Consider the following 17,867-nt stretch of genomic DNA (forward strand, 5'->3'; position numbering starts at 1 on the left):
CGGGGTCTTGGCAGAACGAGGCGGCGTCGGTGGAGGGGTTGCTGGAGCGCTCGGCGGTGCTCGCCGAGCTCGGCAATGTGGCGCGGCAGGTTGCCCGCGGCGGTGCGGGGCGGCTGGTTTTGGTGCGGGGGGAAGCCGGGGTCGGAAAGACCGCGGTGCTGGATCACTTTGCGGCCAGGCTGGATTCCTCGATGCGGGTGCTGCGCGGCTGGTGTGATCCGCTGGTCGCGCCGCGCCCGTTGGGGCCGCTGATCGACGCGTTGGCCGGGGTGGGCCCCGCCGCTGCCGGCGCGCTGGACGCGGCGATTCAATCTGGTGACACCGGCGTGCTCTACCGGCGGCTGCTGGCGGTCCTGCGTGACGGGCACACCTGGGTGTGGGTGATCGAAGACGCCCATTGGGCCGACGGTGCCACCTTGGATCTGCTGCGCTTCCTGGCCCGGCGCACCGAGTCGCTGCCGCTGCTGCTGGTGGTGTCCTACCGCGATGATGAACTTGACCGCCAGCACCCGCTGTCGGTGGTCCTGGGGGATGTGGCCACCTGCGCGGCGGTGCGCCGCATCGGGCTCGAGCCGCTGAGCCGCCATGCGGTGGCGCAGCTGGCCACCGGCAGCGGGGTCAACGCCGAGCGGTTACACGAATTGACCGGGGGTAACCCGTTTTTCGTGACCGAGGTGTTGGCCGCCGGCCCGGCGGCGCTGACCCGGCAGGGGTTGCCCCGCAGCATCGCCGAAGCGGTGCGCGGCCGGCTGGCGCGCCTGTCGCCGGCCGCGCGCGAGACCGCCGCTGCGGTAGCGGTCTGTGGCCCACGCGCCGCTGTCGCCCTGGTGGAAAAGGTCTGCCCCGCGGCCGCCGTCGGACTGGCCGAATGCCTCGACGCCGGGGTGCTGGTCGAAGGGCACGACGTCATCGACTTCCGCCACGAACTGGCCCGCCGCGCCACCGCCGACCAGATCGCCAATTACCAGCGGCGAGTGTTGCATAAGCGGGCGCTGGCGGTGCTGGCCGAACCGCCAATCGATCCGGATACCTTGGCGGCGTTGGCGTTTCACGCCGAGCAGGCCAGCGATACTGACGCCGTCATCCGTTATGGGCCGGCGGCCGCCGAACGGGCGTCGGTACTTGGCGCGAACCGGGAAGCCGCCGAGCTATACGAGCTCACGCTGCGCCAGGCCGATAGCGTCCCCGTCGAACAACAGGTCCGCTTGATTGAGCAGCACGCGTTGACCTGCTATCTGTGTGGGCTCGCGGAGGCAGCGGTGTCGTCGTGGCGTGAGGCGATCCGGTGGCGTCTCGCGCTGGGTGATTCACTCGGCCAAAGCGAGAATCTGCGCTGGCTCTCCCATGAGCTATGGGGCATGGGCCGGGTCAGCGAGGCGTTCGATGCTGCACGAGCCGCGTTAGAGCTGGTGCGCGACGCCGGACCGAGCCCACAGCTGGGCTGGGCGCTGGTCAACTTGGCCGAGTTCGGGAGTTGGGGTTTCGACCCGGCCGCCGTTGACTACGCCGCCCGAGCCATCGCCTTAGGAACGCGCATCGGTGATAACGCCCTGGTTATCCGGGCCCGCGCCGCTGCCGCAACGGCTCAGATCCTCGCCACCGACACCGGTTGGGAGCAGCTCGAAGCGGCATGGCGTGACGCGATGGCCACCGAAACTCGCGGCGAACATGCCGGACTTCTGGCGACTCTGGTTTGCTGTCTGGCGGCGTTGCACTACGACCTCGATCGCGCCGACCGCTACATCGCCGATTCCCTCGCCTACTGCCGCGACCGTAACGTGTTCACCTTCGAGGCCTTAGTCGTCGGGGGCGATGCGGTGGTGCGGCTGCATCGCGGCGACTGGGACCATGCCCGCACAGCTGCCGAAGACCTCCTCACCCGGCCAGGCCTGGCCGCAGTGAACCGGATTCTGCCGCAGCTCATCCTCGCCCTGATCCATGCGCGGCGCGGCCGGCATTCCGCCGCCACGCTCCTTGATGACGCCCTAGCCGGAGCCGAAACGGACCACCTTCGGTTCTTCTCGGTGTGGGCAGCGCGTGCCGAGGCGGCCTGGCTGGCCGGCGACGACGACACCTGCCGCAGCGAAGCCCGCGCCGGGCTGGCGGCATCGGCCGCCCGCGCCGACCCCTGGCTGGTCGGAGTGCTGCGCCGCTGGCTGTATCTGGCCGGTGGAAGACCCGAGGCCGGCACCGGCGACCCACGCACACCGTTCGAGCTAGAGATCCGGGGCGACTGGCAGGCCGCCGTCGAGGAATGGCTGCGCCGCGGCTGCCCCTACGAGGCGGCCATCGCCCAACTCGGCGGCGATATCGTCGCCGTGCAATCGGCATTGGCGACCTTTGACAGCCTCGGTGCCAGGGCCGCGGCACGGCGCGCCCAACAACGGCTCACCGAGTTGCGGGGTCGCACTCGCCGCACCCGTCGCGCCGAGATCCTCGCCGACCCCGATGGGCTGACCCGGCGCGAAAGAGAAGTACTGACGCTGATCGCCGCGGGTCACAGCAACGCCGACATCGCCACCGAACTGACCATCAGCCGCCGAACCGTTGCCCACCATGTCGCGGCGATCCTGGCCAAACTTGGCGTCGACAACCGCATCCAAGCCGCCGCCCACGCGCTGCAACGCCAATCCGCATCGACGCCCTGACACGACATTTCGCGCGCCCCTGACGCCGCCGCAACCCGCCCCGTTCTGACAAGGCTTCACGGTGCCGTCTTCGCCGCGTGCCAAAAATGGGCCTGATTGCCCATCAACCGTGCCCGCCCGCCGGCGCACACTTTTACACGCGCGCACCTGGGCGGGCCGCAGCGACGCGTGAGCCGGCACATCATCGGTGAAAAGTGGCCGACCGGCGGACTATTGGTGAGCGCAGCGATCGAAGGTGAGCTACAACATGAACACCAGGCACACCCTGAAGAAGATCGTCGGGCGGACGCTGCTGTCGGGCGGCGTCGCGGTGGCGGGTTTAGGCCTGGCCGCGGGCACTGCCCAAGCCCATCTCGGCCTGATGCCGCCGATGCAGGGCCTTTCGCCAGAAGACCGCCCAGTACCGCCGGGCGAATCCGGGCCGTACAGGTGTTGCCCCGGAGATGGAATGGGACTTCACGGAGCTACCGGTCACGGATGCCCGCCCGGGTCAAACGGGCTTGGCGTCAACTGGGACAGGAATCAGTGCCACACGTGGTGGGGCGTCGTCTGGGGGCATGGAAACGTTGACGCCAGTGTCTGGGAGGGAACTGATCCACCGCCGCCGGAGGCTACGCAGCGGCCACCGTGCGGGTTTCCCTTCATGTGTTCGGGAACGCCGTGATCCCCAGCCGGCAGGGGGTACCGCGCCCGCGGTGGAATGACTTGCATTGTCTGACGGGATAATTCGCTTCGACGCGCTCGCGGTCCCCAAAGCGGGGCGCAACGTGATCATCATCCTTCCGATTTGCGACGAGATCGGCGTGCGCGACTGATCCGGAGGAGGCATTCGGGATGAACGGCAACGACGGATCGGCTGCGTCGCGCCAGTTCGTGGCCGCGTCGCCGTCCGTTTCCTCCACCATGAATGAATTCGCGACCGGGAACCGGACCCTCGTTCTCTTATACGCCATGGGGATCGGCGTCGGTTTGGGGGTCGGCGCGGGCGTCGGGGCGAGCGTGGGCGTGGGCATGGGGCTCGGCGTGGGCCTGGGCTCCGGGACGGCCATCATCATGCTGGTCCCCCTGGTTTGGTTGGTCTACGCGTGGTGGCGTTCGCGCCGATCCGTTCTCATTGGCGTCACGAGCGACGGCCTGACCGTCAGCCAGCGGCCCGGTGATGTCTTTTCACTCGTTGAGGCGGAGCTGGGCCCATGGGTGACGATGGGCGTGGCGTTGCACCTGCGCTGTGGCCGTCACCGGTTTGTCCTCGGGGCGCGAGATCGTCGCATCAGTCCCGCTACCCGGCTCGACGCACCACCCGTCGCGGCCGTCGACGCGTGGTTATCGGACTCGGAGTTCAACGAGCTTCTCGCCATCGGCGGTGGCCGCGGTGCGGTGAATCTGCGCGAGCCCGCACTCGGGGAACGGACTCGGTGCCCGCTGTTTCCCAACCCCTATCTGGCCGAACAGGCGGGGTCGTTTGCCCTCCGAAAACAACTGCGGCTTCAGCGATCACTCCGGCATCCCAGCCTGTTCCTTGACGTGGACGTCAATGCGATCCGAGTGGTCGACCCGCACAGCGATGCGACCAGTGCCTCGGCGTCGCCTACGCGGGCGACCGCGACGCCTGCAGCCTTCCAGCCCGATAGCGTCACGAGCGGCGATGGCAGCACGCATGTCTATCCCGGGGTCACCGGACTGGTCGTGTGCGTTCCGGGTGTGCGGCCACTGACCATCGGATGTCTGGAGGCATCGGGGTCCGGACTTCGATTTTCGTGGCGCGGCAATGTGTCCACGCGGAATGAACGTCCTGTTTATGTTGTCTCGGGTGCGGATTGGCTGACGCTCGCTCAGATATTCGGCTTGGCCCCCCGTGTGGAAGACGCAGCGGCAACCGGCCGGACCTCGCGCTAAAGCCTTAGCCCACCGCGCGGCCGGCGCCCTCCCAGAACTGCGCCCGGACGGACTTCTTGTCCGGCTTGCCCAGCCCGGTCAGCGGCAGCGCGTCGACGACCACCACCCGCTTGGGTGATTGCACCGAGCCCTTGCGCTCCTTGACCGCGGCCTGGATCTCGACGGTCATGGTCTCGACCGCGGCGTCGTCGCGGGACGCGTCGGCACGCAGCACCACCACGGCGGTGACGGCCTCGCCCCACTTCTCGTCGGGCGTGCCGACCACGCACACCTGCGCGACGGACGGATGTTCGGCGATGACGTCCTCGACCTCGCGGGGGAACACGTTGAACCCGCCGGTGACGATCATGTCCTTGACCCGGTCGACGATGAAGAAGAAGCCGTCCTCGTCCTCGCGGGCCATGTCGCCGGTGTGCAGCCAGCCGTCCTTGAACGTCTCCGCCGTCGCCTCCGGCAGATTCCAGTAGCCGCCGGCCAACAGCGGTCCGCTGACGCAGATCTCGCCCGGCTCGCCCTGCGGCACCGGCTTGCCGTCGGTGCCCAGCAACGCCACCCGGGCGAACAGCGTCGGACGCCCGCAGGAGGTCAGCCGCTTGTCGTCGTGGTCGGCCTTGGCCAGGTAGGTGATCACCATCGGGGCCTCGGACTGCCCGTAATACTGAGCGAAGATCGGGCCGAAGCGCCGGATCGCCTCGGCCAGGCGCACCGGGTTGATCGCCGATGCGCCGTAGTAGACGGTCTCCAGCGACGACAGGTCGCGGGTGTGCGAATCGGGATGGTCCATCAGCGCGTAGAGCATCGACGGCACCAGCATGGTGGCCGTAATTCTTTGCTCTTCAATAACTCTCAGCACTTCGGCCGGGTCGAACTTGCTCAGCACCACCATCTCGCCGCCCTTGACCACCGTGGGCGTGAAGAACGCCGCGCCGGCGTGCGACAGCGGCGTGCACATCAGGAACCGGGGGTGCTCGGGCCACTCCCACTCGGCGAGCTGGATAGCGGTCATGGCGGCGATGTTTCCGGTGGTCCCGATCACGCCCTTGGGCTTGCCGGTGGTCCCGCCCGTGTAGGTCAGGCCGCCGATGTTGTCCGGCGGCAGGTCGGCGACCACCAGCGGCTTGGGCTCGTACTTCGCCGCCTCGGCCGACAGATCGACGGCCACACCCCGCAGCGCCTCGGGCACCGGGCCGATGGTCAGGATCTGGTTGAGCGACGGCACCTTTTCCAGCAGGCCCAGCGCGCGCTCGGTGAACATCGGGTTGGGGTCGATGATCAGCGAGCTGACCCCGGCGTCGGTGAGCACGTACGCGTGATCGTCCAGCGAGCCGAGCGGGTGCAGGGCGGTGCGCCGATAGCCCTGGGTCTGGCTGGCGCCGAGGATCATCAGCACCTCGGGGCGGTTGAGCGAGAGCAGCCCGACGGTGACACCGGTGCCGGCGCCCAGCGCCTCGAACGCCTGCGTGTACTGGCTGATCCGCTCGGCCAGCTGACCACCCGTCAGCGTGGTGTCGCCGAGAAACAGGACCGGCCGGTTCTTGTGGCGCTTGAGCGCCCCCACCAGAAGGTGGCCGTTGTGGGTCGGGTTGCGCAACAGGTCGTCACTCATGGGGCAAGACTAGAACGTGTTGCAATTCGGGTCAGCTGGACCCTCCACGCACTAGCATCCGTGCACATGGGGCAGGCAGATCTCGTCGTCACCGGGACCGTACTGACCGTCGACGACGCGCGCCCCACGGCCGAGGCGATCGCCGTGGCCGACGGCCGGATCGTCGCCGTCGGCAGCCGCGCCGACGTCGCCCCCCTCATCGGCCCCGACACCCGGACCGTCGACGTGGGGGACGGCTGCGTCATGCCGGGATTCGTTGAGGCGCACGGCCATCCGTTGATGGAGGCCATGGCGCTGTCCGACCGGATCGTCGACATCCGCCCGGTCACGCTGCCCCGCGCCGACGACGTCGTGGCGGCCCTGCGGCGCGAGGTCAAAGCGCGGGGAGCCGCCGGCGCCTACCTCAACGGCTGGGATCCGCTGCTGCAGAACGGGCTTCCCAACCCCACGCTGGCCTGGCTCGACGACGTCGCACCCGACGGGCCGCTGGTGATCATCCACAACTCCGGGCACAAGGCGTATTTCAACTCGCGCGCCGCCCGGGGCGCCGGCCTGACCCGCGACACTCCCGACCCCAAGGGCGCCCGGTTCGGCCGCGACGCGCATGGCGAACTCGACGGCACCGCCGAGGAGACCGGCGCGGTGTTTCCGCTGCTCGCCGGGGCCATCGCGCCCGGCGACTATCCGGCGATGCTGCGCGCCGAGTGCGCCCGGCTGAACCGCGCGGGGCTGACCACCTGCTCGGAAATGGCCTTCGACCCGGCGTTCGGGCCGCTGGTCGAGCAACTGCGCGACGACCTGACAGTCCGGCTGCGCACCTACGAGATCTCCAACCCGCAGATGCGCACCGACGCCAACCCCGGTCAGGGCGACGACATGCTGCGCCAGGTCGGCATCAAGATCTGGGTGGACGGCTCACCGTGGGTCGGCAACATTGCCTTGTCGTTCCCGTACCTGGACACCGAGGCCACCCGCGCCATCGGCGTGCAGCCCGGTTCCTGCGGCCACGCCAACTACACCCGCGAGCAGCTGGCCGAGATCGTCGACGCCTATTTTCCGCTGGGCTGGCCGATGGCCTGCCACGTGCAGGGCGACGCCGGCGTGGACACGATCCTGGACGTCTACGAGGAGGCACTCCAGCGCCATCCGCGCCCGGACCACCGGCTGCGCCTCGAGCACGTCGGCGCCATCCGGCCCGAGCAACTCCAACGAGCCGCCGACCTCGGCGTCACCTGCAGCATCTTCGTCGACCAGATCCACTACTGGGGCGACATCATCGTCGACGGCCTGTTCGGCCCCGAGCACGGATCCCGTTGGATGCCGGCGGGTTCCGCGGTGGCCACCGGCATGCGGATTTCGTTGCACAACGACCCGCCGGTCACGCCCGAGGAGCCGCTGCGCAACATCAGCGTGGCCGTCACGCGCAGGGCGCCCAGCGGCCGCGTGCTGGCGCCCGAGGAGCGGCTGACCGTCGAGCAGGCGATCCGCGCGCAGACCATCGACGCCGCCTGGCAGCTGTTCTCCGACGACGTGATCGGCTCGCTGGAGGTCGGCAAGTACGCGGACCTGGTGGTGTTGTCGGCGGATCCCCGGACCGTCGCGCCGGAGCGGATCGCCGACCTCGAGGTGCGCGCGACGTTCCTGGCAGGCCGCCAGGTTCACGGCCAGTGAGGCCGCCCCTCTCCGATCTGCTGGACGGCCTGCACGTGGTGGCGCTGCCGATGCGGGTGCGCTTCCGCGGCATCACCACCCGCGAGGTCGCGCTGATCGAGGGCCCCGCGGGCTGGGGCGAGTTCGGGGCCTTCCTGGAATACGCGCCGCCGGAGGCCGCGCACTGGCTGGCCTCCGCCGTCGAGGGCGCCTACCGGCCGCCGCCGCCCGTCCTGCGCCAGCGCGTTCCGATCAACGCCACCGTGCCGGCCGTGCCGGCCGCCCAGGTGGGCGAGGTGCTGTCCCGGTTCCCGGGGGCCGGCACGGCCAAGGTCAAGGTCGCCGAGCCGGGCCAGACGCTGGCCGACGACGTGGCGCGGGTCAACGCCGTGCGCGCACTCGTGCCGACCGTGCGGGTGGACGCCAACGGCGGTTGGACCGTCGAGCGGGCGGCGCGGGCGGCGGCCGCCCTGACCGCCGACGGCCCGCTGGAGTACCTCGAACAGCCCTGCGCGAGCGTCGACGAACTCGCCGCGCTGCGCGCGCGGATCGACGTGCCGATCGCGGCCGACGAAAGCATCCGCAAGGCCGACGACCCGCTCGCGGTGGTCCGCGCCCACGCCGCCGACATCGCGGTGCTGAAAGTCGCCCCGCTGGGCGGGGTCTCGGCCCTGCTCGCCATTGCCGCCCAGATCGACATCCCCGTGGTGGTCTCCAGCGCGCTGGACTCGGCGGTCGGCATCAGCCATGGTTTGACCGCCGCGGCGGCCCTGCCGCAACTGCGCCATGCCTGCGGGCTGGGCACCGGCGGCCTGTTCTCCGAGGACGTGGTGGACGTCGCCGCGCCGATCGACGGCTGCCTGCCGGTCGGGCCGGTGACGCCGGATCCGGCGCGGCTGCGCGCGCTGGCCGCGCCGCCCGAGCGGCGGCAGTGGTGGATCGACCGGATCAAGGCCTGCCATCCGCTCCTTGTACCGTCTTCCGGGTGATCAACCTGGCATACGACGATCGCGGGTCCGGCGAGCCCGTCGTTTTCATCGCCGGCCGCGGCGGCGCCGGGCGTACCTGGCACCCCCATCAGGTCCCGGCCTTCCTGGCCGCGGGGTACCGCTGCATCACCTTCGACAACCGCGGGGTCGGCGATACGGAAAACGCCGAGGGCTTCACGACGCAAACGATGGTCGCCGACACCGCCGCGCTGATCGAGTCGCTGGACGCCGCCCCGGCGCGGGTCGTCGGGGTGTCCATGGGCGCATTCATCGCGCAGGAGCTCATGGTGTCGCGGCCCGAGCTGGTCTCCTCGGCGGTGCTGATGGCCACCCGAGGCCGCCTGGACCGCGCCCGCCAGTTCTTCCACGAGGCCGAGGTCGAGCTGCATGCCTCCGGGGTCCAGCTGCCGCCCGGGCTCGACGCGAGAAACCGGCTGCTGGAGAGCTTTTCGCGCAAGACGATCAACGATGAAGCGGCCGTGGCCGACTGGATCGCGATGTTCACCACCTGGCCGATCAAGCAGACACCGGGCCTGCGCGCCCAGATGTACGTCTCTCCGCAGACCAACCGGCTGGCCTCCTACCGCAGCATCGCCGCGCCGGTGCTGGTGCTCGGCTTCTCCGAGGACATCGTGACGCCGCCCTACCTGGGCCGCGAGGTCGCCGACGCGATGCCCAACGGCCGGTACCTGCAGATACCCGACGCCGGTCATCTCGGCTTCCTGGAGCGGCCCGAGGCCGTCAACGCCGCGGCGCTGCAGTTCTTCGCCAGCACCTGAAAAATCCGCGGCGGCCGCCCTGGTAGGGGCTTGTGACACGCTGTAGTGGTGAACCCCTCGACGACACAGGCCCGCGTCGTCGTCGACGAACTGATTCGCGGCGGCGTCCGCGACGTGGTTTTGTGCCCGGGGTCGCGGAACGCGCCGCTGGCCTTCGCGCTGCAGGACGCCGACCGGTCCGGCCGGATCCGGCTGCACGTCCGCATCGACGAGCGCACCGCCGGCTACCTGGCCATCGGGCTGGCGATCGGCGCCGGCGCGCCGGTCTGCGTCGCGATGACCTCGGGGACCGCCGTGGCCAACCTCGGCCCGGCGGTGGTGGAGGCCAACTACGCGCGGGTGCCGCTGATCGTGCTGTCGGCCAACCGGCCCTACGAGCTGCTGGGCACCGGGGCCAACCAGACCATGGAGCAGCTGGGCTACTTCGGCACCCAGGTCCGCGCCACCATCAGCCTGGGCCTGGCCGAGGACGCGCCCGAGCGGCTGGATTCGCTCAACGCCACCTGGCGATCGGCCACCTGCCGCGTGCTGGCGGCCGCCACGGGATCTCGCACCGCCAACGCCGGCCCCGTGCAGTTCGACATCCCGCTGCGCGAACCGTTGGTGCCCGATCCCGAACCGCGCGGCGCCGCGACCCCGCCGGGCCGCCCCGGCGGCAAGCCGTGGACATACACGCCGCCGGTCACCTTCGACCAGCCGCTGGAGATCGACCTGACGCCCGACACGGTCGTCATCGCCGGGCACGGCGCCGGCACCCACCCCAACCTGGAGCAGCTGCCCACCGTCGCGGAGCCAACGGCGCCCGCCCCGGCCAACCCGCTGCACCCCCTCGCGCTGCCGCTGCTGCGCCCCAAGCAGGTGATCATGCTCGGCCGCCCGACGCTGCACCGCCCGGTGTCGGCGCTGCTGGCCGACCCGAAGGTGCCGGTGTATGCCCTCACGACGGGCCCGCGCTGGCCCGACGTCTCGGGCAACTCGCAGGCCACCGGCACGCGGGCGGTCACCACCGGCACGCCCCACCCCGCCTGGCTGCACCGCTGCGCGGAAATGAACCGGCACGCGATCTCCGCGGTCCGCGGCCAGCTGGCGGCGCACCCGCTGACCACCGGGCTGCACGTCGCCGCGGCCGTGGCCGCCGCGCTGCGGCCGGGCGATCAACTGGTGCTCGGGGCGTCCAATCCCGTCCGCGACGCGGCGCTGGTCGGTCTCGGGTCCGCGAGGCATCGCGGACAGATCACAGTCCGCTCCAACCGCGGGGTCGCCGGCATCGACGGCACCGTGTCCACCGCGATCGGCGCCGCTCTGGCGCACGAGGGCCGCACCGTCGCGCTGATCGGCGACCTGACGTTCGTGCACGACAGCTCCGGGCTGCTGATCGGGCCCACCGAACCGACACCGCAGCGGCTGACGATCGTCGTGTCCAACGACAACGGCGGCGGCATCTTCGAACTGCTCGAGCAGGGCGATCCCAGGTTTTCCGATGTGTCCTCGCGAATCTTCGGCACCCCGCACGACGTCGACGTCGGCGCGCTGTGCCGCGCCTACCACGTGGAGAGCCGGCAGATCGAGGTCGACGAGCTGAACGCGGCCCTGGACGAACCGGGGACCGGCATGCGCGTGTTGGAGGTCAAGGCCGACCGCTCCTCGCTGCGCCAGCTGCACGCCGCCATCAAGGCCGCCTTGTGACTTCGCCGAAAGTGTTGCTGCGCATCCTGCTTCATGGTCGCAGCGATGAGCCGCCGACGACCCGGGCCAGGATTGCGTTGCGGTGGTTGCGGATTGCGGTGCTGATCCTGGCGGGGCTGGTCACCCTGCAGTCGGTGCTGCTGGTGGCCGGCGCCTGGCGAGACGATCTTGCGATTCGACACCACATGGGTGTGGCGCAGGCCGAGGTACTCAGCGCCGGGCCGCGGCGCTCCACCATCGAATTCGTCACACCCGAACGCGTCACCTACCGCCCCGAACTGGGCGTGCTGTACCCGTCCGAGTTGGCGACGGGGATGCGGATCTACGTCGAATACAACAAGAACAACCCGAACCTGGTTCGGGTGCAGCACCGCAACGCGGGGCTGGCGATCATTCCGGCAGGATCCATCGCGGTGGTGGCGTGGCTGGCCGCGGCGATGGCCCTGGCGGGCCTGGCGCTGCTGGACAGGTGGCCGGACCGCCGCGCCAAGGCGCCCGACCAGCAGATTTCGCACGACGTATTCCCGTAGGCAACCTTTCCGACAGCCGACGCTGACATGGTGGTGTTGTGCGCGTAGCCATCGTCGCCGAATCCTTCCTCCCCAATGTCAACGGTGTCAGCAACTCAGTGCTGCGCGTGCTCGAGCATCTGCGTCGCACCGGGCACGAAGCCCTCGTCATCGCCCCCGACAATCCGCCGGGCCAGCCCCCGGCGGATCGGGTTCACGACGGCATCCGGGTGCATCGGGTGCCGTCGCGGATGTTCCCCAAGGTGACCACGCTGCCGCTCGGGCTCCCGATGCCCCGAATGGTGGGCGTGCTGCGCGGATTCGACCCCGACGTGGTGCATCTGGCGTCGCCGGCGTTGCTCGGCTACGGCGGCGTGAAAGCCGCGCGCTGGCTCGGGGTGCCGACGGTCGCGGTGTATCAAACCGATGTCCCGGGCTTCGCGGCGAGCTACGGCATTCCGATGACGACGCGCGCGGCGTGGGCGTGGTTTCGCCACCTGCACAGCCTGGCCGACCGGACGCTGGCGCCGTCCAGCGTGACGATGGAGTCGCTTGTCTCCCACCGGTTCCCGCGGGTGCACCGGTGGGCGCGCGGGGTCGACGTGCTGCGGTTCGCGCCGTCGGCCCGCAGCGACGAGCTCAGGCGGCGGTGGTCGGCGGCCGGCAAGCCGATCGTCGGTTTCGTGGGCCGGCTCGCGCCGGAGAAGCACGTCGAACGGCTGATCGCGCTGACCGCCAACGATGCCGTGCAGCTCGTCATCGTCGGTGACGGCGTCGATCAACGCAAACTGCAATCGGCAATGCCCGCAGCGGTTTTCACCGGAGCGCTGTACGGCGAGGAGCTCGCCGCGGCGTATGCCAGCATGGACGTCTTCGTGCATCCCGGTGAGCACGAGACGTTTTGCCAAGTCGTGCAGGAAGCGATGGCATCGGGCTTGCCGGTGATCGCCCCCGACGCCGGCGGCCCACGTGACCTGGTGGCCCCGTACCGCACCGGACTGCTGTTGGATGTCAACGAGTTCGAGACGCGGCTGCCCGAAGCCGTGGCGCACCTGCTCGCCGAGCGGCACCGCTACGCGCTCGCCGCCCGGCGCAGCGTGCTCGGCCGCAGCTGGCCGGTCATCTGCGACGAGCTGCTCGGCCACTACGAGGCTGTGCTGTCGCCCTTTTCGCGGCGGCGAATGTCCGCCAAGCGCTACGCGCAGGGGGAGTGAGCAAGCGCGCTAGGGGTGGTCGATCGGCGTCGCGGTCGTATCGCTGAGGAACTTCGTCAAGAGCCGATCGAACTGCCGGAGCTCGTCGGTCGACCAGCCGGAAAGCGCGCGCGCCAGATGATCACGCCGCACCCCGTGCAGCACGCCGGCGGCGCGTCGGCCCTGCGCCGTGGCGTCGACGACCGAGACCCTTCCGTCGTTGGGGTCGGTGTAGCGCGCGACGAGTCCCGCATCGGCAAGGGCGCGCACCCGCCGGGTGGCCATACCGAGGTCCATGTGGGCCATCCGCGCCAGTTGCCCCATCGACGACGGCCCTTCGTCGATCAGGACGCGCAGCAAAACGTACGACGGTTGCGACAGTTCGGTATTGGCGGCAGACGCCTGGCGCGCGAACGCCGCACGGCTTGCGCTCAGCCGCACCACCCGCGCGAGGGTGGCGCTGATCGAGTCCACCGAATCCAGCTTGCGCGCTGCCGTCACACGCGCACGGTATCCCGATACGCTTGACATAGTCAAATAAATATGGATAGTTTGGCCCCCTCCGGCCTGGACTGAGGGAGAGGTCATGCACGCAGCGTCCTTCTACTTTGACTGGGCGAACTATCGGACGATGCTGCGGCTGTTACGTCGCGACCCACCGGCGTCCAAGCCGTGGCTCCGCTATTTCGCCTTCCTGCTCGGCGTGCCCGCCGCCGCGGCCGTCCATGGGGTGTGCTTTGCGCTCGATCCGATCCTGTTCGGATCGTTGCGGCGCACCCGGGTGACGGCCCCGACCTTCTGCATCGGTCATGCCCGCAGCGGCACGACGTATCTGCACCGGCTGATGGCCGCGGACCCGCAGTTCAGCTACGCGTTGATGTATGAGCTGTTCTTCCCTTCCCTGCTGCAAAAGCGCCTGCTGCGCATGCTGTTTCGGCTCGACACCGCGGTTTTCGGCGGGCGGCTGCGTCGCCGCCTCGATGCGGCCGAGGAGCAGCGGTTCTCGGCGACCGACGACATGCACAAGACCGGCTTCTTCGTGCCGGAGGAAGACGACTTCTTTCTGACCTGGTCGCTGTGCTCCGGCTTCTGGATCGTCATGTTTCCGTTCATGGGCGAGCTGGACTTCTACCACGTCGACCAGTGGCCGGAACGCAAACGCCGGCGCGTGATGGACTTCTATAAGGAATGCGTCCGGCGGCAGGTCGCACTGAATGGCGGCGGGACGCACCTGAGCAAGAATCCCACCTTCTGCGGCCGTGTCGAAGCACTGATCGAGACATTTCCGGATGCGAGATTCATTGTGCCACTGCGTAATCCCGATGAGACGATCCCGAGCCTGCTCAAGCTGTTGAAGAGCGAGTGGGACCTGCGCGGCCGCGACGAGCACCTGATCGCGAAATCGCTGCGCGTCCTCGCCGATCAGTCGTTCGACGCGTACCTACGCCCGCTCGACGTGCTGGCCACACACCCCGAGGTTCGATCGACCGTCGTCGACTATCGCGAGCTGGTGGCGCACCCCGAGGCGACGATGCGCCGGATCTACCGCGAGCTGGGGCTCGACCTGGGGCCGGTGGCCGCCAAGGCGTTCGAGGCGGCCGGAGCCGGAGGCGGGCACGAGTCGGCCCACCGCTACAGCCTCGAGGAGTTCGGACTCGATCCGCAGGAGATCCACACGCGCCTGGCCGAGCTGTTCGAGCAATACCGGTGGGATATCGAAGGAGAGGGCGCACATGTCCACTGAGTCAAGCCAAGTCGCGCTGCGGGGCGCCTGGACCGAGATGATCGACGCCCTGAACCGGGCCCGCGACGCCGTCGACTCCACCGAGCTGCACGCCCCGCCGGTCACCGAACAGAGCCTGGCGGACGGGTACCGCTACCTGCTGGGCTTCGTGTTCAGCGCCATCGAGCGCGGCCTGTGCGAAGATCCCGATTTCCCCTATTTCCGGCGTGCCATCCAGCCCGTGGACAAAGCCACCATCGACAACGCCGACGCGCTGTACCTCTCGGCGTGCATCGACGGCACCAGGAGCTACCGAATACGGGGCCGGCTCGTTCCGAAAGCGCCGCAGTACATCATCTTTGAAGCCCAAAGCGTCTATGCCGGCGACACCGGCAGCCTCGCCGAACTCGCTCCCGGCGGGCGCGCCGTCACCGGGACATTGGACGCCTCGGATCTGCTCGTGGACGACGACGGCCGGTTCGAGATCCTGCTGGCGCCACAGCGGCCCGCCGACCACTCGGGTAACTTCATCGCCACGGCGACGGCCGACGGCACCGCCTCGGCGCGATACCTGATCGCCCGCATGCTCTTTCACGACTGGGAGCAGGAAGCATCGCCCGACCTTCACATCGCGCAGATCGGCAAGGAGGGCGCCCAGCCCGCACGGCCCGACCCCGACGCCGTGGCGCGCGGCGTCCGGCGCATCGGCACCATCGTCGAAAACCAGATGACGTTCTGGAACCAGTTTTATGACCTGGTGCTGGAGGCGCACGGCGACAAGAACGGCGACGGGCTCACCCTCATGCCGCGCAACGACCTGAACGAGCCGGCGTTGGCCAACCTGGCGATGGGCGGCGGGCAGAGCACCAACGTGTACTCCGGTGGCGTCTACGACCTCACCGATGACGAAGCGCTTCTGGTCGAGGTCGTCGTGCCGGTGCCGCCCGCGTACATGGGCTTTCACCTGTCCGACCTATGGGGCGAGTCGCTCGATTACGCCAACCACACCAGCAGCCTCAACGGATTTCAGTCCGAACCGGATCCCGACGGGACCATCCGCTACGTCGTCGCCGGGAGCGACCCCGGGGTGCCGAACTGGCTCGACACCGTCGGCCACCCGGGTGGTTTCCTGGCCCTGCGGTGGACCTACTCCGCGCCCCCGCCCGAATTGCCGAAGGCGTCGGTCACCAAGGTGGCGCTGGCCGGCGTGCGCGAACACCTGCCCGCGGCCACCCGCGTCGTCTCCGCCGAGGAACGCCGAGAGCAGATCAGGGTGCGCCAAGAACACGTCCAACGGCGTTACCGGCAATACTGACCCCTCCCGGCCCCGGTAGCGTCGACGTCGTGAGTCGCGCGGCGTTGGACAAGAACCCCCGGGACGTCGCGTCGATGTTCGACGGCGTCGCCCGCCGCTATGACGTGACCAACACCGTGCTCTCGCTGGGGCAGGACCGGTATTGGCGGCGTGCCACCCGCTCGGCGTTGCGCCTCGGGCCGGGTCTACAGGTGCTGGACCTGGCCGCGGGCACCGCGGTCTCGACCGTCGAGCTGCGCAAGTCCGGGGCTTGGTGTGTGGCCGCCGATTTTTCGGTCGGGATGCTGGGGGCGGGCGCCGGCCGCGACGTGCCGAAGGTCGCCGGGGACGCCACCAAGCTGCCGTTCGCCGACGCCGTGTTCGACGCGGTCACGATCAGCTTCGGGTTGCGCAACGTCGCCGACCAGCAGGCGGCGCTGCGGGAGATGTTCCGTGTCACCCGGCCGGGTGGCCGGTTGGTGGTGTGCGAGTTCTCCACCCCCACCAATGGGCTGTTCGCCACCGTCTACAAGGAGTACCTGATGCGGGCGCTGCCGCGGGTCGCGCGGGCGGTGTCCAGCAATCCGGACGCCTACGTCTATCTGGCCGAGTCGATCAGGGCCTGGCCCGACCAGCCCACGCTGGCGCACCGAATTTCAGCGGCCGGGTGGTCGGCGGTGCGCTGGCGCAACCTGACCGGCGGCATCGTGGCGCTGCACGCCGGCTACAAGCCTGCCTAGTGCCGATCGCAAGCGCGGCGCTGGCGCCGGGCGCCGGGGGTCGGCACCATCAGACCTAGTGGGCGGCGCGTTGGATGAAACCGACCTGGTCGGGGCAGTAGTGGTCGATGGCCGCGCCCAGGAACTGGAACGCCTGGCCCTGGCTGGTGCCCAGCGCCAGGTTGTGCTGGATGAAATTCGCCGACTTGTACGGGTCGCCGTCCACGCCCCTGCCGATCCGGTCACACGAGATCTTGCCCAGCCACGCGAGCTGGTCCTGCGGGCCGTACACGCCGAAGTGGTTGACGGTCTGCTTGAACACGTAGTCGTAATCGTCGGCCTGTGCGGGCGCCGCCAATGCGACAGCGGCGCCCGCCATGGCGATCAGAGAACCCAGCCTCAAAGCCTTCATTAGCCGGACTATACACCTGGTTGTTTTATACGCCCAGGTGCGCGGATAGCAGCCAGGCGCCGACCGACTTGAGGCCGTTGGGCTCGTCGCGGACGTCGCCGAACGGCGAGTCGGGAAAGCCGTCCGGCAACTTGGCGTAGATGCGCGACGGCGTGATGTCGTCGACGACCCAGTACTTGGACACCGCCGCGCGCAGTTCGCCCGCGGTGACCGCGTTGATCGGGCCCCCGGGCACCGCGGCCTTGTCGAAGACCAGCGCGTAATAGGACGCGCCGGGCGCCGCGGCGCGCGCGATCGATTGCTGGTAGCCCTCGCGAGCCTCGACCGGAATCGAGTGGAAAAGCGTCGAGTCGACGATGGTGCCGAACCGGCCGTCATAGCCGGTGAACGAGCTGATGTCGGCCACCTCGAAGGTGGCGTTGGTCAGGCCCCGCTTCTGGGCCTCGCGCCGGGCCAGGTCGATCGCGGTGGGGGAGAGGTCCAGCCCCACCGTGGTGACCCCCCGCTCGGCGAGGGTCAGCGAGATCGCGGCTTCGCCACAGCCCACGTCGAGGACGTCGCCGTGGAACTTGCCCTGCTCGATCAGGGCGGCCAGCTCCGGCTGCGGGGCGCCGATGCTCCAGGGCGGGCGCGTGCCCTCACCGAATTGGGCGGATTCACCCCGGTAGGCGGATTCGAATTCGAAATCAGCTGGTTGAGTCATGCTCCTAGGTATATCAACAGGTCTGATATATGTCAACAAGATTGATATGTGGGGCCAGAG

General features: G+C 69.4%; 15 protein-coding genes. 11 read left to right on the forward strand and 4 right to left on the reverse strand.

Annotated elements, in window-relative coordinates; genetic code table 11:
* Nucleotides 1–29 precede the first annotated feature (29 nt).
* The gene (locus tag A5787_RS10760; RefSeq protein WP_082977157.1) at nt 30–2,648 is read left to right on the forward strand and encodes an AAA family ATPase; all 2,619 of its coding nucleotides are present in this window, start codon (nt 30–32) and stop codon (nt 2,646–2,648) included.
* Between the two features lie 834 nt (nt 2,649–3,482).
* Nucleotides 3,483–4,544: a hypothetical protein gene (locus tag A5787_RS10765; protein WP_066965796.1), complete on the forward strand. Its 1,062-nt coding sequence runs from the start codon at nt 3,483–3,485 to the stop codon at nt 4,542–4,544.
* Between the two features lie 4 nt (nt 4,545–4,548).
* Here A5787_RS10765 and fadD8 read toward each other — a convergent pair whose 3' ends face one another.
* Entirely contained in the window at nt 4,549–6,150 is a 1,602-nt protein-coding gene (gene fadD8, locus A5787_RS10770) for a fatty-acid--CoA ligase FadD8 (protein ID WP_066965799.1), read from the reverse strand.
* 66 nt (nt 6,151–6,216) lie between these two features.
* On the opposite strand from fadD8, the gene A5787_RS10775 reads away from it, so the two are divergent.
* The 6 genes from A5787_RS10775 to A5787_RS10800 are packed head-to-tail and all read left to right on the forward strand — an operon-like array spanning nt 6,217 to nt 12,977.
* Nucleotides 6,217–7,821, forward strand: coding sequence for an amidohydrolase (locus A5787_RS10775; RefSeq protein WP_066965801.1), 1,605 nt, complete (start codon nt 6,217–6,219; stop codon nt 7,819–7,821).
* Nucleotides 7,818–8,789 carry an o-succinylbenzoate synthase gene (locus A5787_RS10780; protein WP_066965805.1) on the forward strand — a complete coding sequence of 324 codons (972 nt, stop codon included), beginning with the start codon at nt 7,818–7,820 and terminating at the stop codon, nt 8,787–8,789. The genes A5787_RS10775 and A5787_RS10780 overlap by 4 nt, the downstream gene beginning before the upstream one ends.
* Nucleotides 8,786–9,568: an alpha/beta fold hydrolase gene (locus A5787_RS10785; protein ID WP_066965808.1), complete on the forward strand. Its 783-nt coding sequence runs from the start codon at nt 8,786–8,788 to the stop codon at nt 9,566–9,568. Before A5787_RS10780 ends, A5787_RS10785 begins: the two co-directional genes overlap by 4 nt.
* A gap of 48 nt (nt 9,569–9,616) precedes the next feature.
* Nucleotides 9,617–11,254 (forward strand): 2-succinyl-5-enolpyruvyl-6-hydroxy-3-cyclohexene-1-carboxylic-acid synthase, encoded by a 1,638-nt coding sequence (gene menD, locus A5787_RS10790; RefSeq protein WP_066965866.1) that lies wholly within the window; start codon nt 9,617–9,619, stop codon nt 11,252–11,254.
* Nucleotides 11,251–11,784: a DUF3592 domain-containing protein gene (locus A5787_RS10795; protein ID WP_066965811.1), complete on the forward strand. Its 534-nt coding sequence runs from the start codon at nt 11,251–11,253 to the stop codon at nt 11,782–11,784. The genes menD and A5787_RS10795 overlap by 4 nt, the downstream gene beginning before the upstream one ends.
* Before the next feature lie 38 nt (nt 11,785–11,822).
* On the forward strand, nt 11,823–12,977 hold the full coding sequence (locus A5787_RS10800) for a glycosyltransferase family 1 protein (protein WP_066965814.1): 1,155 nt from the start codon (nt 11,823–11,825) through the stop codon (nt 12,975–12,977).
* Between the two features lie 9 nt (nt 12,978–12,986).
* On the opposite strand, the gene A5787_RS10805 is transcribed toward A5787_RS10800, so the two are convergent.
* Nucleotides 12,987–13,487, reverse strand: a complete 501-nt coding sequence (locus tag A5787_RS10805; protein ID WP_082977160.1) for a MarR family winged helix-turn-helix transcriptional regulator — start codon at nt 13,485–13,487, stop codon at nt 12,987–12,989.
* A gap of 55 nt (nt 13,488–13,542) precedes the next feature.
* Here A5787_RS10805 and A5787_RS10810 point away from each other — a divergent pair, with 55 nt between their 5' ends.
* From A5787_RS10810 to A5787_RS10820, 3 genes are read left to right on the forward strand one after another with little or no spacing between them, the layout of a single operon-like run.
* Nucleotides 13,543–14,700, forward strand: coding sequence for a sulfotransferase (locus tag A5787_RS10810; protein ID WP_066965820.1), 1,158 nt, complete (start codon nt 13,543–13,545; stop codon nt 14,698–14,700).
* Complete coding sequence (locus tag A5787_RS10815) at nt 14,690–15,994, forward strand: DUF1214 domain-containing protein (RefSeq protein ID WP_066965824.1); 1,305 nt, start codon at nt 14,690–14,692, stop codon at nt 15,992–15,994. The genes A5787_RS10810 and A5787_RS10815 overlap by 11 nt, the downstream gene beginning before the upstream one ends.
* A 29-nt stretch (nt 15,995–16,023) precedes the next feature.
* Nucleotides 16,024–16,713, forward strand: a complete 690-nt coding sequence (locus A5787_RS10820; RefSeq protein ID WP_066965827.1) for a demethylmenaquinone methyltransferase — start codon at nt 16,024–16,026, stop codon at nt 16,711–16,713.
* A 55-nt stretch (nt 16,714–16,768) separates the two neighbouring features.
* Here A5787_RS10820 and A5787_RS10825 read toward each other — a convergent pair whose 3' ends face one another.
* Nucleotides 16,769–17,104: a DUF732 domain-containing protein gene (locus tag A5787_RS10825; protein ID WP_066965830.1), complete on the reverse strand. Its 336-nt coding sequence runs from the start codon at nt 17,102–17,104 to the stop codon at nt 16,769–16,771.
* Nucleotides 17,105–17,129: 25 nt separating this feature from the next.
* The gene (locus A5787_RS10830; RefSeq protein WP_066965833.1) at nt 17,130–17,807 is read right to left on the reverse strand and encodes a class I SAM-dependent methyltransferase; all 678 of its coding nucleotides are present in this window, start codon (nt 17,805–17,807) and stop codon (nt 17,130–17,132) included.
* Nucleotides 17,808–17,867: the final 60 nt, after the last annotated feature.

Origin of the sequence: Mycobacterium sp. 852002-50816_SCH5313054-b, assembly GCF_001667185.1 — a bacterium.
Lineage (GTDB): Bacteria > Actinomycetota > Actinomycetes > Mycobacteriales > Mycobacteriaceae > Mycobacterium.